The sequence below is a fragment of the Haloarcula sp. R1-2 genome (genome assembly GCF_011627385.1).
In the GTDB taxonomy this organism is placed as follows: Archaea; Halobacteriota; Halobacteria; order Halobacteriales; family Haloarculaceae; genus Haloarcula; species Haloarcula marismortui.
Map to the genome: position 1 here is coordinate 41,303 of NZ_JAANTG010000007.1, position 17,682 is coordinate 58,984.

Genomic DNA, 17,682 nt, shown 5'->3' on the forward strand with positions numbered 1-17,682 from the left:
CATATATTTTCGTCTCAGGCTACATCTGAAGCAACATACTAGTAGTCTGCATCCGATTTGACTCTATGGATGATGCTGTTCAGGTGTTATACGTTGAGCGAGATTTGGAGTTCGCACGTAAAACAGCTGAACAGCTTGAACAGGTAAATAGTCAGCTAGAGGTCACGACTGTTCTCGGATCGAGGCCTGCATTCCAGGCGCTCAGTAATGATGAATACGACTGCATCGTTTCAGAGTATCGACTCCCGAACAGTACGGGACTTGAACTGTTTGACCAGATTCGGCGTAACTACCCTAATCTCCCATTTATACTGTTTACTGAGCACGGGAGCGAGTCGATTGCCGGTGACGCTGTTACTGCGGGTATCTCTGACTATCTTCAGAAGGCCGAAGCCGACGACGACTATGAATTACTAGCAGATAGTATCAGTAACGCTGTCACAGCCAACGAAACTGTGATTGAGGCAACTCAAGAGCGTCGCCGACTCGAACAGGTCCTGAAGACCGTCCCGAGTTGTGTAGTTCAACTCAACCGAGACGGTCAATTTGTTTTTGCGAACGACAGGGCTGAGACAGTTCTTGGATTAAAACAAGCAGAACTAGAAGAGCGTGCGTATAACGATCCTGAATGGGATATCAAAGATCTAGACGGAAACCCAATCCCTGATGATGAATTACCGTTCGCACGTGTCTTATATGAAGGCGAACAAGTGCGGGACCAGCACACAATCAGGTGGCCCGATGGGAAGAAGCGTGTACTCGCTGTGAACGGTGCACCAGTCATGAATGAAGGGTCCGTGGAGAGTGTCGTTTGCTCGCTCACAGACATCACCGATCGCCACCGACGCGAGCGCCGCCTTGAGAAGCTTCACGAAGCGACTCACGAGTTGTACGATGCTAAAACGAAACAAGAAGTCGCACAGATCACCAGCGACACAGCAGACGCTATTCTTGATTTCGAACTGAACGGTGTCCACTTCTACGATGAACAGGCAGGTGGGCTAAAACCCGTAGCTGTGTCAGACCGAACACAGCGCGTTACCGATGAGTTAGTGACTTTTGACCACGGGATTGCTTGGGAAGCGTTTCAGTCTGGTGAAATCAGACAGTATGACGATATCCACACCGCTGATAACATATACAATCCCGAGAGCGAGTTCCGAAGCGGATTGTACCTTCCGCTTGGGGAATATGGCATTCTACTCGCGAACTCAACCCAGCGTGGTGATTTCGATGATAGTGATGTCTCGTTAGGACAACTCCTTGCGGAAAATGCAAAGAGCGCACTTGATCGTGTTGAACGAGAGCGGCGACTTGCGCTCCTCCAAGAGCGGACAAGTGCTCTAATGCAAACTACGACCGCGGATAAAACGGTTGACCTTACTGTTGGTGCTGCAGCCGAGATTCTTGGAACGAATCTCTCTGGGTTTATTCAGGAAGACGAGCGCGAAGAAGTCTTACGCCCCCTCTCTACGACCGACGCACTCGCAGCGGAATTCAGCACGTACGAAGGCTTTGAATATGGCGCAGATGGTGACCCTATTAGTACATTTCTGTGGGATGTGTACGACTCAGGCACACCAGAATATGTGGGCGACGCGAGCGACCACCCAGCGCTCCCATCTGATATCTCGGTCCGCAGTGCGTTATTGTATCCACTGGAGTCGTACGGACTCCTCGTGTTTGCAGCTAAAACGCCAGACGCGTTTGACAGGACAGATAAGCGATTCGGCTGGATTCTTGCTTCGACACTTGAGACAGCGTTGGAGCGTGTTGACCGAGAAAGACTCCTCCGTGACCAGACACAGAAGCTTACGAGACAGAACCAGCAGCTTGAGGAGTTCGCACAGACTGTCACACATGATCTCCGGAATCCACTGCAGGTCTTACGAGGGACACTTGATGGCGTTCGCAAAACGACTGATGTCAACCATCTTGACCGGGGCTATAGGGCACTTGACCGGATGGAGACACTCATTGATGATGTGCTCATGCTCGCCCAAGAGGGACAACTAATCGACGACACAGAGATGGTTTCGCTTGCATCACTCGCTGATGACTGCTGGGACGTTCTGGAGACCGCTGATGCTGAACTGATGATAAATGACGATATGGAGTTTGAGGCTGACTCAGGACGCGTCCGCCAACTTCTTGAGAATCTCTTTGCCAATGCAGTGACTCACGCTGGTACAGACGTGACAGTCACAGTTGGTACACTTACAAATGGATTCTTCGTTAGCGACGACGGACCGGGAATTGATCCAGTAGAACGTGACCAGATTTTCACTGACGGCTATACAAGCACAAGAAGCGGTACCGGATTCGGACTCTCAATCGTCAAGCAGATTGCTGACGCCCATGACTGGGATGCAACCATAGCAGAGAGCCCCAGTGGCGGAGCACAGATTGAGTTTACTAGTGTCAGTGTAGCGTCGTCACAGATGGGTAATTAAATACAACTGACGGCGAGAGCGCGGCAGGTTCTAGAGGTTTAGTGAAGCGAAAGAGGAGAGTATGGGGAATGGAGCGTGTGAGGAGGGCATGTCAGAGGGCACTCGGTGGGCTCCAGCCCCAAGCGGGGAACGGGCGGGGCCGATGGTGGGCAGGTGTGTCGGATACTTTTCGGGGACCGCCTCCGACCGGCGGCTGTCCATACATACCGGCCAGTATGTATTGAAGCCCCAAGCCGAGTTTCTGACGCTGAAACTCTAGCGCAGAGTCTTGTAGTATCGGCATTAGCAGCATGTCGTGACTCGCGAATAGCCCAGTCCTGACAGCGGGGAAGACAACGACGATTGTGGTCCTTTTCCAACCCGCCCGCCGCAGACGCCCAATAGGCGGCCACTGACGGTAACGCTGCGGACATCTTTATTCACGATCAAGAAGCAGAACAATGAGCGACGACCCGGACCTCGACCAACTCCGGGAAGCGACCGACCACGGCGATCGCCTCGACGAGGCCGCCGGGGCGGATGTGTACGAGGACCTCCGCGAGAGCATGGTCGAGTACCTGGAGGAAACCGACGAGGGTGGGCGTCAAAAGACGGTGTCCGTGTGGGACGGCGATATTGCGGCGCGCATGGCCGCGCTGGAGGACCACCCCGAACACCTCCAGGCGTACGGCGAGGCCCTTCGCGAGGAGCTTGACCTCGGCGGGACCGAGCCGCCCGATCGGAGCGAGGTCCTTCGTCTTGCCCTCCGCCTCGGGCTTCGGGAGGCCGCACCCGATAATATGGAAACTGCCCGGAAAGCCAAGCAAGACCACGCTACACGCGGGCTATAGGTTCCTATAGGAATACCTGTAGAATCCTATAGGCGGGTATCTACCGACCGGCACCCCGTTGATGCCCTGCGTTGCACGCTTTTCTACAAACACGCAACCATCGAAACCGAAAGTGGCGCGTGACACCGTAAACAGGAAGTTCACCACCAGACTGAGCGCTACGGGCCGCGCGTGTGCCCGCAGGTTGCGTATCTCATCCAGATCGATGTTGATCATCATCGGATATATCATCAGAAACAGCACTGGGACAACGGCCGTCTGTAACAGTCCCCGAGTGCTCTCACCCGCCACCTGGCCGGCAGCGAGTCCGGTGACCAGCGCACCGACGACGACGTAGATGAGGTTGGCTTTCAGTGTCTCGAGGAGTCTCCGTATCATTGTTCTGAGGCGGTGTCTCGACGCGCGCTACCGGTATGCCGCCCGGCCCCATAGCGACGGACGCCGTACGTAGGGAGAATCGACCATCGACACAAAAATGTTTAGTTGTCACAATACAATAGGGGAGAAGTTGGCCGTTGGCGTGTGCCAACCACAGCTATATATTTGTCTCGGGTCTTCTACTCGACATGGTAGAGACACAGTCCCGGTCGGCTGACCGCCCGACAACGTCGTTATCGACGCTTGAAAAGGGGATCGTCGTGCTGGTCGGTATCACCGCGGTGACTCACATTTATCCGGGTGTCGTCGAGGGCGCGCCGCCGCTCGTACTCGCCGGACTGGGATTTCTCGGAGGGGCGGCGCTGTACGTCCGCGGCGTCCGCAGGGACGCCCTCGCCATCGCGGCGATACCCTACACAGCCATCCAGATACCGCTATGGGTCGTGATCAAGGCCGGCAACTACACGCTCGTCGGCTACGTCGACAAGGCCGTCCAGGTGGTCCTTGTCCTCGCGCTGCTCGTCTTTGTCGTCAGACGATACCGCGACTGACTGGTCATCCCGTCCACTCGCCGCCATGGTCGTATCGTTCGTCTGACTTTCCATAGACTTGGGATTATTATACACTATTAAATTATCTGCTCGCCCACACTCAGACGGGAACAGATGACACGCAACGACAGCGGGCCGAGTTGTCGCTACGTATACCGGATGCGTGCTGCCGACGCCCTCACAGACGAGATGTATCGGTTGCTGACCGTCTGGCCTGTTTGTCGGTGATACCTGTTGTACGCACATGTCTCAACGCAGCGTTTGGTTACGGCAAGTGGCTATCAAGTCTATCTGACGGCTCTTAGCTTGGGACTAGCGGCCAACTCGATCCCAATACCTGACGAGCGCGACTCCGAAAGCGAACACGATAGCACCGACTCCGAACTGTCGCCCGACGGTGCCGAACTCGCCGTTCTGGATACCGACGATTCCCCGGACGATCATGACCGCTGTCAGGACCACCACGAGTGCGAATACCGCCCACCGAGTGTCCATATCAGGATACAGGCGATTCCACCAGTAAATCGCTCCCTTGTCTTACGACAAAACTGAATCTAAGGCTTTCGCTCGATTACATTCCGATATACGGCAGCTCCGCGACCACACGGTTTCACATCATGATCGACCCAGTCATTGCAAGTCGGCTCCAGTTCGCAGTCACGACCATCGTCCACATCATCTTCCCGGTGATGAGCATGGGACTCGCCCCGTTTCTCATTTATTTCACGTGGAGAGATATCCGGACTGACGAGCCGATATACGAGCAGTTGCGTCGGTTCTGGACCAAGATTTTCGCCATATCTTTCGTTGTCGGTACGGTTACCGGCATCGTTCTCGAGTTCGAGTTCGGGACGAACTTCGCCGCGTTCGCGACGGCGGCCGGTGAACTGTTCGGCGGCCCGCTGGCCGTCGAGGGGATGATGGCGTTCATGCTTGAGGCTACCTTCCTTGGCGTGTTCGTCTTCGGCCGTGACCGGGTCGGCGACAAACTCTATTTCGTCTCCAGCGTGGCCGTTGGCCTGGGGACGTGGCTGTCGGCAGTGTGGATTCTCATCGCAAACTCCTGGATGCAGACGCCGCGTGGCTACGAACTCGTCACCGAGAACGGCCAAATGGCTGTCCACCTCGTCGACCCGCTGGCGGCGTATCTCAATCCCCGCTTTGGATACATGTTCGTCCACATGCAGAATGCGGCCGTCGAGTCAGTAGCGCTGTTCATGGCCGGTGTCGGTGCCTACTTTGTGTTCCGCCACCACGTTTGGGGCTACCCCGTAGAGAATCCACAGTTCTGGGAGGCGACGCTAAAAATCGGTCTCGTCGCGCTGCTCATCACCGCACCGCTACAGGTACTGCATGGCGATATGTACGGCCGCCACGTCGCAGAGACCCAACCGCAGAAGTTCGCCGCGATGGAGGCTGTCTGGGAGACTGAGTCGTACGTCCCCGAATACATCTTTGCCGTACCAACGAGCATCGACGGCTTCCTGAACCCGCGAGCAAAGGAACTGTTCGGCATCGGTATTCCAGGCGGGGCCTCGTGGCTGGCCAGCGGAGGTGATCCGACAGCCGAGATACGTGGGTTGAATTCTTTTGACACAGAGGCCCCGCCTGTCGCTATCGTCTTCTGGGCCTTCCGTGCGATGGTCGGACTCGGGTTCTGGTTCATCCTGCTGGCGTTCTGGGGCGGCTACCGATGGTACAAGGGCCAACTGCTCGAGGACGGTCTCCTGCACAAAGCGTTGATGGGGTCGTCTCTGCTCGGGATTCTCGCTGTCGAACTTGGTTGGATAGTCACAGAGGTCGGCCGCCAACCGTGGGTGATTCAGGATGTGATGAAAACCAGCGCGGGCGTCTCTCCGGGCTTGACCGGGACTGAGGCGACTATCACTCTTGTTGGGTTCATCGGAGTCTACACCACGTTACTGGGTCTGTACACCTACGTCATCTGGCGCATCATCCGGAACGGGCCCCCGGGCAATGACGAACTCCGGTCGGTCAAGAACGATACGCGGACTCCTGACTCGGGTCCGAGTCCGAGCCAGCCGACCCCCGGGGCGGTCGACGATGATTAGCGTCGATTCGCTTGCTGCCGGCCCGCTGTTTGGGCTCCCACTGCCGGAGCTGTGGTTCGGGCTAGTGTTTACCATGCTCGCGACGTTCCTCTTTCTCGATGGGTTCGACTTCGGGGCCGGCGCGATATTCGCGCTCCTGGAGACTGACGACGAACGCGAGACAGTGCTGGCGGCTATTGGCCCCTTCTGGGACGGCAACGAAGTGTGGCTAGTGGTCTTCGGCGGCGCTCTCTTTGCCGCGTTCCCCCCGGCGTATGCTGGCCTGTTCAGTCGCCACTACCTGTTGATGTTCGGTATCCTTGGCGCGCTCATCCTACGCGGGCTCGCCCCGGAGATGTACGAACAGCGCCACGACGCGGCGTGGCAGCGGTGGTGGGGGCGGGCGTTCGTCGCTGGCAGCGTCCTCGCACCGTTCCTGCTGGGTGTGTTTGCCGGCAACTGGCTCGTCGGGGCCACTAGATCGCTGACGCTAGTCGGCCTCATCGTCGGCGTCACGCTAACGCTGCTGACGGTCGTCTCAGGGGCAGCGTTCCTGCAACTGAAGGGACGAGCACAGCTCCCCGATTCGGTGACGACCTATGGGACGGCGGCGGCGGCGGGCTACCTGCTTGCTGTGGTCGCCACGCTTGGGGTACTCGGGATACGGCTTCCAGACGGCCTCTCGGCGCTTCTCTCTCCGGCGATTGTGGCCCTCGTCATGCTCTCGATTGGATTGGCGGTTGGCTACACCGTCGCGCTTCGGCGCGAGCAAAGCCTGCGGGCACTCGGCGCGGCAGCGGCTATGACCTACGGTCTCGTCGCTGTCGTCGCGAGACTCATGTATCCCGCCATCGACCCGGCGACGGGCACGACAGTTCGTGGAGCTATCGTCTCGACACTGCCACTGAATCTGATGACTATCGGTGCGTCGCTGCTGCTCCCGCTGGTGGCGGTGTACTTCGTAGTGCTGTACTCGGCTTTCAGCGGTCCCATCACGCCTGAGGAGGCGTACTGACCGTGGCCGGGACTATGCTGTTGTCGCGTGTCTTTGTCACTTGGATTGAGGTCATTGTCGTCGGCTTTGCCGGCGCGGCGCTGGGCGGGGCGGCCTCCGGCCCACCACAGCTAATCGTCTATCTTGCGACTGTGCTTGCTTCCGTGGGAGCGCTGCTGTACAACGTGGACAAGTTGGTACAGCAACGTATCGCCGAGAGTCGGTAAGTAGTGACATCGTTGTCACAGTTCGCGGCTCATTCACGCAGTGGCGTGCTGACTGGACATTCAGCCTCACCGGCTCTGTTCCGCCCAGATATAGACAGTCGAGATTTTCTGCATATTTTAGTCTAGCCAAAAAATGTTTTGGCTTTTAGGAACATTCTTTTGTTCATAGGGGTAAAAGTTAGTATGATACTCGTTAGCCACATTGGACTCGTATTCGTTGCCGGTCTAGTCACTGCGGTAGCCACTGGGCTGGGAGCGATCCCGTTCTTCTTTATTGACGAGTTTAGCGACCGTTGGAACGTCGCGCTCTGGGGCATTGCGTCCGGCATCATGGTGGCAGCGTCGCTATTCGGGCTGATTTGCGAGGGACTGCAGTACACCGCTGGGGGGCTTCCGACGCTGATGATTGGCGGCCTCTTGACTGGAGTCGCACTGGTTGAAGTCTCTGATCGCCTGCTTGATCGGATTGATCTCGGTACGGACGACCATCCTGTGAGCAATCACGGAGACGCCCCACAAGGCAAGGGTGCTGACCCTAAAGATCCTGACACCACTCAGAGCGGGCGCGTAAGTCTGGCTTCGACCCGGTTCAATTCCGGCAGATCAGTGCGTTCGATGGTCCGATAATGCAGTAGTCTCCCGTTTGAGACCGATCGCAAAGAGTAGTATCGCACTCGGGACCAACAGGAACGCACCGAGCGCCGTCACCATGTCACCAGTTAGCAAGCCGATAACGATAGCGGCGGTGGCGATACCGGCGGTGAACAGCGCCGGCAGACAGAGACGACAGCCCAGAACCCGGCGTTTGACCGTAGTGCGTAGGGGCATACAGACATGTTCACGCCAGAAAATCCTATATCCTGTCTTGTCGAGTGACAACGGTCACTCCGTCCCAGTTATCGGCGGGGACCACCGGCAGGTCAGCCTCTGGGATCTCTGTCGCGCTTGACGGTCTCGTAGAGCGCATCACCACCGCTCAGGCTGGCTGCTTCGATACCGAGGTTCAGGACAGAGGTATAGAAGAATCGCCCCCCTGCTGCACACATTTTCGGCAGAAATACAAGCGAATAGGATTGAGAGTAGGGGCATAGAGCGAAGCTTCACTGGCCGTGCGAACGAGCCTGCAGCCTGTGACCCGAAGGCGACCCAGTACTGACCACTCATCATATTTGTTGCATACCTGCTCCCAATGAGTGACCACAATCATATATTTGAAATCCTGTGGAGTACCGTCGTACCGCCGTAATCAAGCCTGACACGCCCGAGAGTTTGGCTGCACCTCTTCGAGAGACTGTTGAGCAATTCAAACCCTGTGATAACTAGGAGCTTGAACGTCCCATCTCGTCTGGGGCGTAGCGCGTGAGTCCACACGAAAGCCATCCCAAAATAGCGATCAGGACCATTGCCCCCAAGTGAAGTAGGTAGGGTAGTTCACACGGGGAATGGTGGGGCCGCGGGGTTGAACGCGCCGTCGGCAACCATAGAGTAGATTGGGAATCCATAGGCGATGGCAACAAGGACAACGGCGATGAGGAACCAGAGTTTGACGTTGTCGAGCACCCGTGGGCTGTCCGAAGGTCCGGAGATGGGTTCGGGGAGGTGGCTGTCGACGCGCAACCGACCCCGGCCACGCTCGGCCAGCCACGTTCCGACCATCACGAGGACGAACATGAGCGCTCCAAGCGTCAGTAGCGTCCCGCCGATAGCAATCTGGAGACGCATCTCTGGCATCGAGCCCAGTACCGGCGCGAAGTCGAACTGCTGGTACTGCGGTTCGGCGGTCCGTCGGGGGACGCCGGCCAGCCCCGCTCGGTGCATCGCGTTGGACATCAGCCCCATCCCGATGAACCAGATGTACGGCTGTATCTGGGCGACGCCGTAGAACTGCAGGCGCTTGCCGGTAATCTGTGGGTAGAGCCAGTAGCTAATCGCCATCATCGTCAGGGCACTTGCCGTCCCGACGGTGAGGTGGAAGTGCCCAGGGACCCACAACGTGTTGTGGATGAGCGAGTTGATGTTCATCCCGGCATTGATGATGCCCGAGAAGCCCCCGGCGGCGAACATCATCCCGGCCAGCGCACAGCCGGCGAAGGCGGGGTTCCCCCACGGAAGCGCCTTCAGCCATCTCAGATAGCCCGTGCCACCTCGCTGGCGAGCGCCGTACTCCATGCTCGCGACGACGGTGAAGGCGGTGAGGAAACTCGGGAGCAACAGGAACATCGTGTTGGTCATTGCGATGAACTTGAACCCTTCTGGCACGCCAGGGTCGGCGTACTGGTGATGGAAGCCGACCGGCGTCGAGAGGATGAGAAAGAGAATAAAGACGACGCGAGCTAGCGGATCACTGAACAAACGCCCGCCAGAGAGCTTCGGAAGGACAGTGTACCATGCGAAATAGGCCGGCATCAACCAGAAGTAGACGACGGGGTGGCCGAAAAACCAGAACAACGTTCTTGTGAGTAGCGGGTCGACACTGTCGATGAGACCCAGGGACAGCGGCAAGAGAAAGACGAGTACCTCAACGGCGACGCCGAGCGTGGCGATGTACCACATCAGCATCGTCGTCATAATCATGAACATCTGCAGTGGGATGCGCTCGTTGGGGTTGTCTTGTCGCCAGTGGTAGTAGGTGCGTATCCAGTCTGCCCCGGCAAGCCACGTCCCCACGAGCCAGGCTGCCAGCCCTGCGTAGAACAGTGGATGGGCCTGCAACGGGGCGTAGAACGTGTACAGGACGTCGGCCGAGAACGGAATCTGGCCGACCAACCCACCGAAGATGGCTGTAGCAGTCATCACTGCACCCGAGAGCATGAGGAGAAACCACCCCAGTGAGAACCCCGGTGACGGTAATCCCATGCCGAGGCTTCTGCTGGTCCCCCAAGTGAAAATTCCGGTCAGGAAGAATATCGTGAAAAACAGCGCGAGCAGAACGCCGTGGCCCGTCAGCACAGAGTAGTAGTCAGCCGAGCTGATGACTCCACGGAAGACGTTCGTCCGGTGGAGCGCCTGAACGATCCCCAAGAGAGCACCGATAGTCAATGCAGTAAACGAAACGCCCATGCAGAGACGGGTGATGCGTGCGGCGTTGGGGTACCGGTCGATGAAAGCGAGCCGGTCTTTGAGAGATGTCTCGTCTGCCTCGTACGCCTGTGGCTGCTCTGACCGGTGTGGATGTGCCATCTCAGTTCACCTCACTCTTGTTGAATTGCCCGGGTGGGACAACCTCCAGCGACCCTTCCATCGTGTGGTGGCCGCTCCCGCAGTACTCGTTGCAGACGAGCCCGTACTGACCGGGGTCGTCGAACTCTACCGTAATCGTCGCCACCTGCCCAGGAACAGCCATGGTGTTGATATTCGTGCCGACGACCTCGAAGCCGTGGACCACGTCTGTGCTCGTCACGTGGAACGTGACGGTGCTGTTTGCGGGAACGCGGACTGGGTCGCTCGTCCCGGGAACGAACAGGAACTGCTTCGCTTCGATATACACGTCGTAGTGGCCCGGTTCGCTGCCGTTGTACACACCCGGTTCTCGGAAGTTCTCGCTGGCCGTGGCGTCTGTGGGGTCAACCTGGCCACCAGTGTCATCAACCATCCCGTAGCCGGCGCCGACAGCGCCATAGGTCACAGTTCCGATGAACAGGACAATCATCGCGAGCGCGGCCACCAGCCACAGCCGTTCGAATCTGTGGACGTGCATATTATCCCACCACCGATGGCCCGTTACCGAGGAATTCGACGAAGTACATGAACAGCCACATCAGCGAAATGATGACGAAATACATCACGAGTAACAGTCCGGTCCCGACTGGGTCGAATGCGTCGTGGGCGACTGACTCGGTCTCATGTTGTGCGACGTTGGACTCAAACATTTGTCCAGTGTGCTGATTGGCGACTCGGTCTTCAGTGGCTGTTGCGGGAGAAAACGACTGCTCTGGCCTGTCTCGCCAGCTAAGGAGGTAGACCGCGCCGATGGTGAGTCCAGTGAGCCCCAGTGCCACCGCCGTTACGAACAGCCCGGAGCCACTGCCACCGCCAACGGCACCCCCACTCGCTTCCTGCGCGCTTGCAGTGCCGGCGAACCCAAGTGCAGCCACTGACGCCGCCCCTCGGAGAATCGCGCTACGGACGCGCCGACAACCAAGCAATCCGTTGCGGTCGGGTATCGACCTGTTAGTGCCTGATTGCATCTTGTTAGTATCCATGCTGTTTCGTCTGAATCGACCCGATAGAGTTGTATTCTCACTTGTCACAGGACAACTCGACGGCTCCTGTCTGCTGGCCACGGCGCCGAGGTATCGTAGTAGCCGACAGCGTCTGACGAGTCGAGCACGGCTAGCAGGCTATTCGTCACTATCAGGACGGCCATCGTTGCCTTAGACGGGATATTAGCGATGCTGCCCAATGGCCTTGACCACCGAAGCAGCGTGTGACGAATCCGGTGTCAGCACTCCACGAGCGGCTAGTCGCTCACTGAATCACCCCAACGGTTGATATATCGGAATCGATGGATGAGGGAGTTCGATACCAAAGATCATCAGTCCGTGCGAGAGCGGCAAATATCCCAGGACGAGGAATACGGCCCCAAGTGTGCGATGTAGCCTAGACTGAAACCGCGGCGACATCGAGTTGAACGCAACACCGTACCCAAACACTGCGGGGATAGTGCCCAGTCCGAGCACCGACAGTGCGAGCGCACCGTAGGCCGGCGAACCGATAGCGAAGGCGTACAGAAACGCCGGATAAAGAAGTGGACACGGGAGTATGCCGTGAACCGCACCCAACGCGATGATACGCGGACCGCCGACCCATTGGTCGATGTGCTGGTGAAGCCGTGTGCTCAGACGCCAGAATAACGACCCTGAACCAAGACTAGCGATAGCACCGGCGGTTGTCCCGGTTCGGAGATACATGCCCCCGGTCACGATAATAAACCCACCAACAGCCATTCCGGCGACTGCCCGAAGGGTGTCGGCCAGTGCGAAGACTGCTGCAGTGTCGTAGATGACGGTACCGAGCAGTCCCATGAGTCCCCCCAATAGCGCATAACTCGCCGTCCGTCCGAAATTGAACAGCAGGTGCTGGCGGATTTCGGTCCACTTTACTGGCCCGTCATCCCCTAGCTGGTCGGCGTACAGTGTGACAAGTGGCCCACACATCCCTAGACAGTGCGCCCCACCGAGCAAACCAACGATGGCGAAGACAACGAGACTAACGTCACCAGTGATAACGCCTGTCCCGTGGGTGCCGGCCATCATCGTATCCGAGACCACTCGCGCTCAAGCGTGTCGAGATCGTCTGATCCAAACATGAGGCGGACAGCGATAACGATGAGTACCGTATTGATAATTGCCAAGAAAGCAACTGGTTCGAGGGCGATAACGAACGCGGCTACGAATGGAATCGCAAGTAGCCCGACGAGGGGCAATCGCGAGGCAGGCATCGAAAGCATAGCAAATAGTCGCGTCCTCCGTGGCTTAGTTATCCGGTTGGCCTATGACAATAGTATCATGCTACCGAAATGGTCTCCGTTAGTCTGAGCCTGTTGCAATCGGGACACCGATGAGATTCCCCCACTCTGTCCACGCACCATCGTAGTTACGGACGGACGGGTAGTCGAGCAACTCGGACAGTACGAACCACGTCAATGACGACCGCTCGCCGATGCGACAGTAGACGATGACATCGCTGTCTCTATCGATGCCTCGATTTCGGTAGAGCTCCGCCAGTGTCTCGGGAGATTTGAACCGCCCGTTAGACTGGAGGTTCTCTGACCACACGATGTTCTTCGCGCCGGGGATGTGACCGCCCCGCCGGGCCGATTCCGTCATTCCAGGCGGGGCAAGGATAGTGCCGTCGTATTCTTCTGGTAACCGGACATCGACAAGTTTTGTTGGCTTTGACAGAGCCCGTTTGACAGCGCTACGATAAGCTCTGACGTGTTCAAACGGGCCACGTGTGCGATATGACTGTGTCGGATAGGACGGCACAGCAGTCGTTGTCGGCCGGCCCGACTCAAGCCAGTGTTCCCGCCCTCCGTCTAGTAGGTACATCTCTTCGTGGCCGTAGTACGAAAGCATCCAGTACAGATGGGCTGCAAACCAGTTCGAGTTATCACCGTACAAGACTAGCGTCGAATCCTCTGTGATGCCACGCGCACCGAGCAGGTTAGCTAACGCGGTTTCCGACGGGATATCCCGCCGAGTCGCGTGCTGTAACTGTTGCTGCCAGTCGATACAGACCGCACCTGGAATGTGCCCCTGCTCGTAGAACGCTGTGTTGAGGTCTACCTCCACTAAGCGTAGTTCATGGGACTCAGATTCGGCCTCGTCGAGGTGTTCTTCGAGCCACGCGGGAGTAACGACAGCATTTCTCACAGACTGTATAGTTCCACTCAGCCGTGCATTCATATGCAACTCACCATTGCCAGCGGCGGAGCTGGTCTATTTAAGAACATCTGACCTGTCCACATAACTCTAGCCTTGGTAGCCGACAATCATCAGCCAAGAACTAACTGTCAGACTGTGACCTACGCGGTCAGCCTTGTTTGGCTACCACGCTGCAGCGAACGTGAGCAGATCGATACCGATGATGAATAGAACGACCATGAGTGCGACAGCTATGACGACTTTGACAAACCACGGCAGAGAGCCATCAGCAGTGGTATTACTCATATTCAACCTTTGTTACCATGACGTCCTGAGCTTTTCGTTGTCCTACGACAAGTAATCGGAACCAGCGTGCCCACTCTCCAGCATACCGACATGGATAGCGGTCCGATTCGAACCGAAATTGACTGTACCGTTGATGCGTAAATTACAGTAGATGCGGGAGTTCGTCTTCGAAATCCGGTACGAAGCCAACACTGACGAGTTGATGGACCTGTTCATCGAGACACCGGAAGCCCGTTCCACGACGTTCCTCTGTTCGATGGGAAACGCGCAGCTCTGGCGGTTAGACCGCATAACCGGTCCCACCTCACTCGTCGAACAAGCGACAGCACTGTTGACAGGGTCGACGTACAATCAGTTGAGTATCAGTGACCGCGCCTGTGGTGGCCGTCACTACTGTGACGTACTGGAAAACAGCCCACAGCGAAGCCTCGTCTACAGCTATTTTGAAAATCTCGTCCACTGCGATTCAATCCCGACTATCACTAACCGGTATATAACCGGGGCACTCCTCTTCGAGATTATCCGTGAAGGGGACACTGAACGCTGGCGCATCCTTATGGAGGACGATAAAAAAGTCGGTATGCTGTACGACACGTTAGGCGGTCTGCTCCAAGACGGATTGTCTTTTCACTTCGACCACGTGAGTGACGCGACTGGGCCGTTGCTCACGCTGTTTGACTCAGTTTCTATTCGGCCTGAACAGAGCCGAGTGCTTGAACTGGCCGCCGAAGAGGGATATTACGAAACCCCACGCGAAACGACCCTTGATGAGCTTGCAGCGGAACTCGATTGGCCACGCTCAACGGTTTCGTACAGGCTGCGAAAAGCGGAGGCTAGCCTCGTTGAGTCCTATATCTCGAGGAAGTAATCGGTTCCAGAGTACGGTCCCTATTCTGACTGGCTCACACGTCGTTCTTGGGTCGCTTCCCCAATACCTGCGTTCGCCGAACAGTTCGGACACGCGTAGACTTCTCCCTTTGTATCACTGAACACACGCTGGAACTGTTCGGATACGTGATGACCACAGGTGGCACATTGAGGCATCGGTTAGCTTTCCATAGAGTCGTCAGTGGCAGGTCTAGGACTTGGTTGTCAGGGACCTCCACAGGCCGGTTGTGTATTACGACCGTACACCCATAGCTACGTGGTTGTCGTACGACAAACCAATACCACTCTCACTTTGAGCGAGAGAGATACCGAAACACCGCAACTATTGTTTCAGTTTTCGCTATACTCCTTCTCGAATCCACGAAATTCCGTCCGGTGGGCTTCCTCGTCCCCGAGAATTTCTACTGCCAAGTCCTCCGTAACCGGGTCGTCAGCCTCACGTGCAAGATCCACTAATTGTCTATACGTCGAAATCGCGTCTTCTTCAGCGTCGAGAACGCCCCTGATGACTGCCAGAACATCAGTCGAATCCTCAGGGGGTTGCAGACTTTCCTGCTGGGCAGTAAACTCGGCGGATCCAGGTGGTCGAGCGTCCAGTTGTTTGAGTCGCTGTCCCAGTAACTCTGCATGTGTGAGTTCTTCTAGAATATCCTCTTCGAGACTCTCTTTGATCTCTTGCGCTCGAACACCATCGAGAACAATCGAATTAGTCCTGTAATTCATGACTGTCTCCAATTCTTCTAAGTACGCGCTCTGGAGTACCGAGATCACTTCATCTGTAGTCGAGGTCATCGGATAAGTGTTAGACTGGTGGAAATATAAGAATTGTATTGTCCTGTGACAAGCGTAGCGTTAGACCAAGACACCGGTACTGAGCAGGTGGACCTGCTGGACTGTTTAATAAATATCAGCGTTGACAGAACCTACACATCCCACGGAGGACACATAATAGCTGCTGAGTCGTCAGTGACGCTTATACTGGTACCAGAATGCAAGTGAAAGTTCATCACTTAGCGTTGATAGGCACTTCTGCCGCTGGTGGCATTTATGCGTGGCTGTACTTGAATAACGGCCCTGGCAAGTGTATCAATCTGCCGGCCACACACCGGGTTTCGAGTGTAAATCGGGGATGTCTGTTACGACTAATGGACAAGTCGGTACACAACCAGATCTTGGTCTAACTGGTATCGCATGGGTCTCGTGCTCGCGATGATAGGCTACTGGCACTCCGCCGCAATTCATATAATGTATGCAAAGTTAGAAGCTAGTAAGCCATGTCTCGAACCACTGCCACCATTCCGGATGATCTAACGGACCTCATGGAGGGGGCGGTCAAAGCGGGCATCTTCGAAAATAAGAGCGACGCAATCCGCCATGTACTCCGTGAATACTTCGAAGAACACGAGAATGCACGGGTTGCGGCTGCTGTCTCATTGTATGAAGAGGAGCGAATTACGCTCGGGACTGCTGCTCGGCTTGCTGGGTTTAACCGCTTCGAGATGCGAGACATCCTTCTCGAGGAGGGCGTTGAACTTCGATTTGGACCGGAGGACATGGACGCCGCACGCGATGAAATAGACGTGGCTCGGAATCTCGAATGACAGGTGCGCCTGCTAACGCGACCGTTCTCAATACAACTGTGTTATCGAACTTCGCCCAGGTGGATCATATCGAACTAATAGTGGATCTGCCACGACTCGTCACGGTTCCTGCTGTCCAGATGGAACTCACCGAAGGAGTTGAAACACATCGCTATCTCGAACACGCAGTAACTGCGCTTGAAGAAAATATTCCTGTCGTTGAGCCATCAGCGGAGGCACACCAAATCGAGCAGTCTCTCTTGGAAACGCTTGACCCGGGTGAGGCTCAAGAACTGGCAGTTGCAGATGACGTTGCTGGAACGGTGATCACCGATGATGGTGATGCACGTGCGACTGCGAATCAACGGGGCATCGAACTAACTGGCTCGATTGGGTTGCTTGTCCGTTCTGTTGAGGCTGATCGCATTACAGCAACGACCGCAGACACGTATCTTAAACGCTGGATCGACGAGGCTGGGTTTCACTCACCCGCTAGGGATCTCGATGGGTTCCTCGACGAATAGCGTCAGGATGAACGACTGATATCCTGTTCACGCTTAGTGCAGATCTGGACGGTGGCTGGGTTCGGGTTGCGGTGGTTATTCTCTCGATCATCTATAGTCTTCACTGTCAGTGTGCCCTTCGAGCGCGGAATCTCGGCCTGTTCGTAGGGTACCTCGATCTTCTCATCCCACTCCCCCGCGTCGTCGGCCCATTCTTCGGGCGTGTCGACGGCGACCGCGTCGTCGTGGACCTCACGAGTGTTCTGGTCAAGCGCCTCGACGTCGATACGCTCCAACGCCGACAGGGCTTGGTGGGTGCAGTCTTCGTCGCTCATACGCTAACCAACACAATCGGCAAAATAGGGCTTTTGGCGGGCTATTAGCGGTTTGTGTTGGTTAGCCAGACGCCCTGTGATCAATGTGTTCACACCCCATCACTTCCAAGCAGTACTACCAAGTGCTAATAACGTATATTACTAACACTAATTGCTACTATTACTAATATACACTACTAACAAGCATTAGTAACTCACGGTAATTATTAGTAATAGCAACA

The 17,682-nt window shown here is 56.3% G+C and carries 19 protein-coding genes and 2 pseudogenes; 10 read left to right on the forward strand and 11 right to left on the reverse strand.

What is annotated here, in order from left to right:
* Window positions 1-65 precede the first annotated feature (65 nt).
* Both G9C82_RS19690 and G9C82_RS19695 read left to right on the forward strand, forming a co-directional pair.
* Window positions 66-2,453 (forward strand): GAF domain-containing protein, encoded by a 2,388-nt coding sequence (locus G9C82_RS19690; RefSeq protein ID WP_127015119.1) that lies wholly within the window; start codon window positions 66-68, stop codon window positions 2,451-2,453.
* A gap of 440 nt (window positions 2,454-2,893) precedes the next feature.
* The gene (locus G9C82_RS19695) at window positions 2,894-3,283 is read left to right on the forward strand and encodes a hypothetical protein (protein ID WP_127015120.1); all 390 of its coding nucleotides are present in this window, start codon (window positions 2,894-2,896) and stop codon (window positions 3,281-3,283) included.
* Between the two features lie 90 nt (window positions 3,284-3,373).
* On the opposite strand, the pseudogene G9C82_RS21060 reads toward G9C82_RS19695, so the two are convergent.
* Window positions 3,374-3,661: pseudogene (locus G9C82_RS21060) on the reverse strand (arsenic resistance protein); the annotation flags it as partial.
* A 188-nt stretch (window positions 3,662-3,849) separates the two neighbouring features.
* Here G9C82_RS21060 and G9C82_RS20630 point away from each other — a divergent pair.
* The gene (locus tag G9C82_RS20630) at window positions 3,850-4,212 is read left to right on the forward strand and encodes a hypothetical protein (protein ID WP_007189785.1); all 363 of its coding nucleotides are present in this window, start codon (window positions 3,850-3,852) and stop codon (window positions 4,210-4,212) included.
* A 312-nt stretch (window positions 4,213-4,524) separates the two neighbouring features.
* Here the strand turns inward: G9C82_RS20630 and G9C82_RS19710 are convergent, their stop codons facing one another.
* Window positions 4,525-4,707, reverse strand: coding sequence for a hypothetical protein (locus tag G9C82_RS19710; RefSeq protein ID WP_127015121.1), 183 nt, complete (start codon window positions 4,705-4,707; stop codon window positions 4,525-4,527).
* Window positions 4,708-4,829: 122 nt separating this feature from the next.
* On the opposite strand from G9C82_RS19710, the gene G9C82_RS19715 reads away from it, so the two are divergent.
* From G9C82_RS19715 to G9C82_RS19730, 4 genes and pseudogenes are all read left to right on the forward strand, one after another.
* Window positions 4,830-6,284 (forward strand): cytochrome ubiquinol oxidase subunit I, encoded by a 1,455-nt coding sequence (locus tag G9C82_RS19715; RefSeq protein ID WP_127015122.1) that lies wholly within the window; start codon window positions 4,830-4,832, stop codon window positions 6,282-6,284.
* The gene (locus G9C82_RS19720; protein ID WP_127015123.1) at window positions 6,277-7,278 is read left to right on the forward strand and encodes a cytochrome d ubiquinol oxidase subunit II; all 1,002 of its coding nucleotides are present in this window, start codon (window positions 6,277-6,279) and stop codon (window positions 7,276-7,278) included. Before G9C82_RS19715 ends, G9C82_RS19720 begins: the two co-directional genes overlap by 8 nt.
* Window positions 7,279-7,280: 2 nt before the next feature.
* Window positions 7,281-7,484 (forward strand): hypothetical protein, encoded by a 204-nt coding sequence (locus tag G9C82_RS19725; RefSeq protein WP_225308222.1) that lies wholly within the window; start codon window positions 7,281-7,283, stop codon window positions 7,482-7,484.
* 183 nt (window positions 7,485-7,667) lie between these two features.
* Window positions 7,668-7,967, forward strand: a pseudogene (locus G9C82_RS19730) (transcriptional regulator); the annotation flags it as partial.
* Between the two features lie 120 nt (window positions 7,968-8,087).
* Here the strand turns inward: G9C82_RS19730 and G9C82_RS19735 are convergent.
* The 7 genes from G9C82_RS19735 to G9C82_RS20980 form a co-directional block, all read right to left on the reverse strand.
* Entirely contained in the window at window positions 8,088-8,312 is a 225-nt protein-coding gene (locus G9C82_RS19735) for a hypothetical protein (RefSeq protein ID WP_121513612.1), read from the reverse strand.
* A 603-nt stretch (window positions 8,313-8,915) separates the two neighbouring features.
* Window positions 8,916-10,664, reverse strand: a complete 1,749-nt coding sequence (locus G9C82_RS19740) for a b(o/a)3-type cytochrome-c oxidase subunit 1 (protein WP_121304721.1) — start codon at window positions 10,662-10,664, stop codon at window positions 8,916-8,918.
* A 1-nt stretch (window position 10,665) separates the two neighbouring features.
* On the reverse strand, window positions 10,666-11,181 hold the full coding sequence (locus G9C82_RS19745; protein WP_004965248.1) for a cytochrome c oxidase subunit II: 516 nt from the start codon (window positions 11,179-11,181) through the stop codon (window positions 10,666-10,668).
* A 1-nt stretch (window position 11,182) separates the two neighbouring features.
* Complete coding sequence (locus tag G9C82_RS21125) at window positions 11,183-11,671, reverse strand: halocyanin (RefSeq protein WP_241244164.1); 489 nt, start codon at window positions 11,669-11,671, stop codon at window positions 11,183-11,185.
* A gap of 288 nt (window positions 11,672-11,959) precedes the next feature.
* Window positions 11,960-12,736 carry a sulfite exporter TauE/SafE family protein gene (locus G9C82_RS19755; protein WP_049919341.1) on the reverse strand — a complete coding sequence of 259 codons (777 nt, stop codon included), beginning with the start codon at window positions 12,734-12,736 and terminating at the stop codon, window positions 11,960-11,962.
* Between the two features lie 276 nt (window positions 12,737-13,012).
* A complete protein-coding gene (locus tag G9C82_RS19760) occupies window positions 13,013-13,891 on the reverse strand; it encodes a sulfurtransferase (protein WP_127015125.1) in 879 nt (292 codons plus the stop codon).
* Between the two features lie 141 nt (window positions 13,892-14,032).
* Window positions 14,033-14,155, reverse strand: a complete 123-nt coding sequence (locus tag G9C82_RS20980) for a hypothetical protein (RefSeq protein ID WP_004965263.1) — start codon at window positions 14,153-14,155, stop codon at window positions 14,033-14,035.
* A gap of 151 nt (window positions 14,156-14,306) precedes the next feature.
* On the opposite strand from G9C82_RS20980, the gene G9C82_RS19765 reads away from it, so the two are divergent.
* A complete protein-coding gene (locus G9C82_RS19765) occupies window positions 14,307-15,023 on the forward strand; it encodes a helix-turn-helix domain-containing protein (RefSeq protein ID WP_004965265.1) in 717 nt (238 codons plus the stop codon).
* Window positions 15,024-15,373: 350 nt separating this feature from the next.
* Here G9C82_RS19765 and G9C82_RS19770 read toward each other — a convergent pair whose 3' ends face one another.
* Window positions 15,374-15,835: a ferritin-like domain-containing protein gene (locus tag G9C82_RS19770; protein ID WP_004965268.1), complete on the reverse strand. Its 462-nt coding sequence runs from the start codon at window positions 15,833-15,835 to the stop codon at window positions 15,374-15,376.
* A gap of 482 nt (window positions 15,836-16,317) precedes the next feature.
* Here G9C82_RS19770 and G9C82_RS19775 point away from each other — a divergent pair, with 482 nt between their 5' ends.
* Together G9C82_RS19775 and G9C82_RS19780 are read left to right on the forward strand one after the other, a co-directional pair.
* Window positions 16,318-16,644, forward strand: a complete 327-nt coding sequence (locus G9C82_RS19775; RefSeq protein WP_127015126.1) for a UPF0175 family protein — start codon at window positions 16,318-16,320, stop codon at window positions 16,642-16,644.
* Window positions 16,641-17,147, forward strand: a complete 507-nt coding sequence (locus G9C82_RS19780; protein WP_127015127.1) for a twitching motility protein PilT — start codon at window positions 16,641-16,643, stop codon at window positions 17,145-17,147. Before G9C82_RS19775 ends, G9C82_RS19780 begins: the two co-directional genes overlap by 4 nt.
* A gap of 2 nt (window positions 17,148-17,149) precedes the next feature.
* Here G9C82_RS19780 and G9C82_RS19785 read toward each other — a convergent pair whose 3' ends face one another.
* Complete coding sequence (locus tag G9C82_RS19785) at window positions 17,150-17,461, reverse strand: hypothetical protein (protein ID WP_241244170.1); 312 nt, start codon at window positions 17,459-17,461, stop codon at window positions 17,150-17,152.
* Window positions 17,462-17,682: the final 221 nt, after the last annotated feature.

Excerpts from the sequence above, each read along its gene's own strand:
- G9C82_RS19720 (WP_127015123.1), top strand. The coding sequence starts at position 6,277 with ATGATTAGCGTCGATTCGCTTGCTGCCGGCCCGCTGTTTGGGCTCCCA.
- G9C82_RS19755 (WP_049919341.1), bottom strand. The coding sequence starts at position 12,736 with ATGGCCGGCACCCACGGGACAGGCGTTATCACTGGTGACGTTAGTCTC.
- G9C82_RS19695 (WP_127015120.1), top strand. The coding sequence starts at position 2,894 with ATGAGCGACGACCCGGACCTCGACCAACTCCGGGAAGCGACCGACCAC.
- G9C82_RS20980 (WP_004965263.1), bottom strand. The coding sequence starts at position 14,155 with ATGAGTAATACCACTGCTGATGGCTCTCTGCCGTGGTTTGTCAAAGTC.
- G9C82_RS19690 (WP_127015119.1), top strand. The coding sequence starts at position 66 with ATGGATGATGCTGTTCAGGTGTTATACGTTGAGCGAGATTTGGAGTTC.
- G9C82_RS20630 (WP_007189785.1), top strand. The coding sequence starts at position 3,850 with ATGGTAGAGACACAGTCCCGGTCGGCTGACCGCCCGACAACGTCGTTA.
- G9C82_RS19735 (WP_121513612.1), bottom strand. The coding sequence starts at position 8,312 with ATGCCCCTACGCACTACGGTCAAACGCCGGGTTCTGGGCTGTCGTCTC.
- G9C82_RS19745 (WP_004965248.1), bottom strand. The coding sequence starts at position 11,181 with ATGCACGTCCACAGATTCGAACGGCTGTGGCTGGTGGCCGCGCTCGCG.
- G9C82_RS19740 (WP_121304721.1), bottom strand. The coding sequence starts at position 10,664 with ATGGCACATCCACACCGGTCAGAGCAGCCACAGGCGTACGAGGCAGAC.
- G9C82_RS19775 (WP_127015126.1), top strand. The coding sequence starts at position 16,318 with ATGTCTCGAACCACTGCCACCATTCCGGATGATCTAACGGACCTCATG.
- G9C82_RS19770 (WP_004965268.1), bottom strand. The coding sequence starts at position 15,835 with ATGACCTCGACTACAGATGAAGTGATCTCGGTACTCCAGAGCGCGTAC.
- G9C82_RS19715 (WP_127015122.1), top strand. The coding sequence starts at position 4,830 with ATGATCGACCCAGTCATTGCAAGTCGGCTCCAGTTCGCAGTCACGACC.
- G9C82_RS19710 (WP_127015121.1), bottom strand. The coding sequence starts at position 4,707 with ATGGACACTCGGTGGGCGGTATTCGCACTCGTGGTGGTCCTGACAGCG.
- G9C82_RS19765 (WP_004965265.1), top strand. The coding sequence starts at position 14,307 with ATGCGGGAGTTCGTCTTCGAAATCCGGTACGAAGCCAACACTGACGAG.
- G9C82_RS21125 (WP_241244164.1), bottom strand. The coding sequence starts at position 11,671 with ATGCAATCAGGCACTAACAGGTCGATACCCGACCGCAACGGATTGCTT.
- G9C82_RS19760 (WP_127015125.1), bottom strand. The coding sequence starts at position 13,891 with ATGAATGCACGGCTGAGTGGAACTATACAGTCTGTGAGAAATGCTGTC.
- G9C82_RS19785 (WP_241244170.1), bottom strand. The coding sequence starts at position 17,461 with ATGAGCGACGAAGACTGCACCCACCAAGCCCTGTCGGCGTTGGAGCGT.
- G9C82_RS19780 (WP_127015127.1), top strand. The coding sequence starts at position 16,641 with ATGACAGGTGCGCCTGCTAACGCGACCGTTCTCAATACAACTGTGTTA.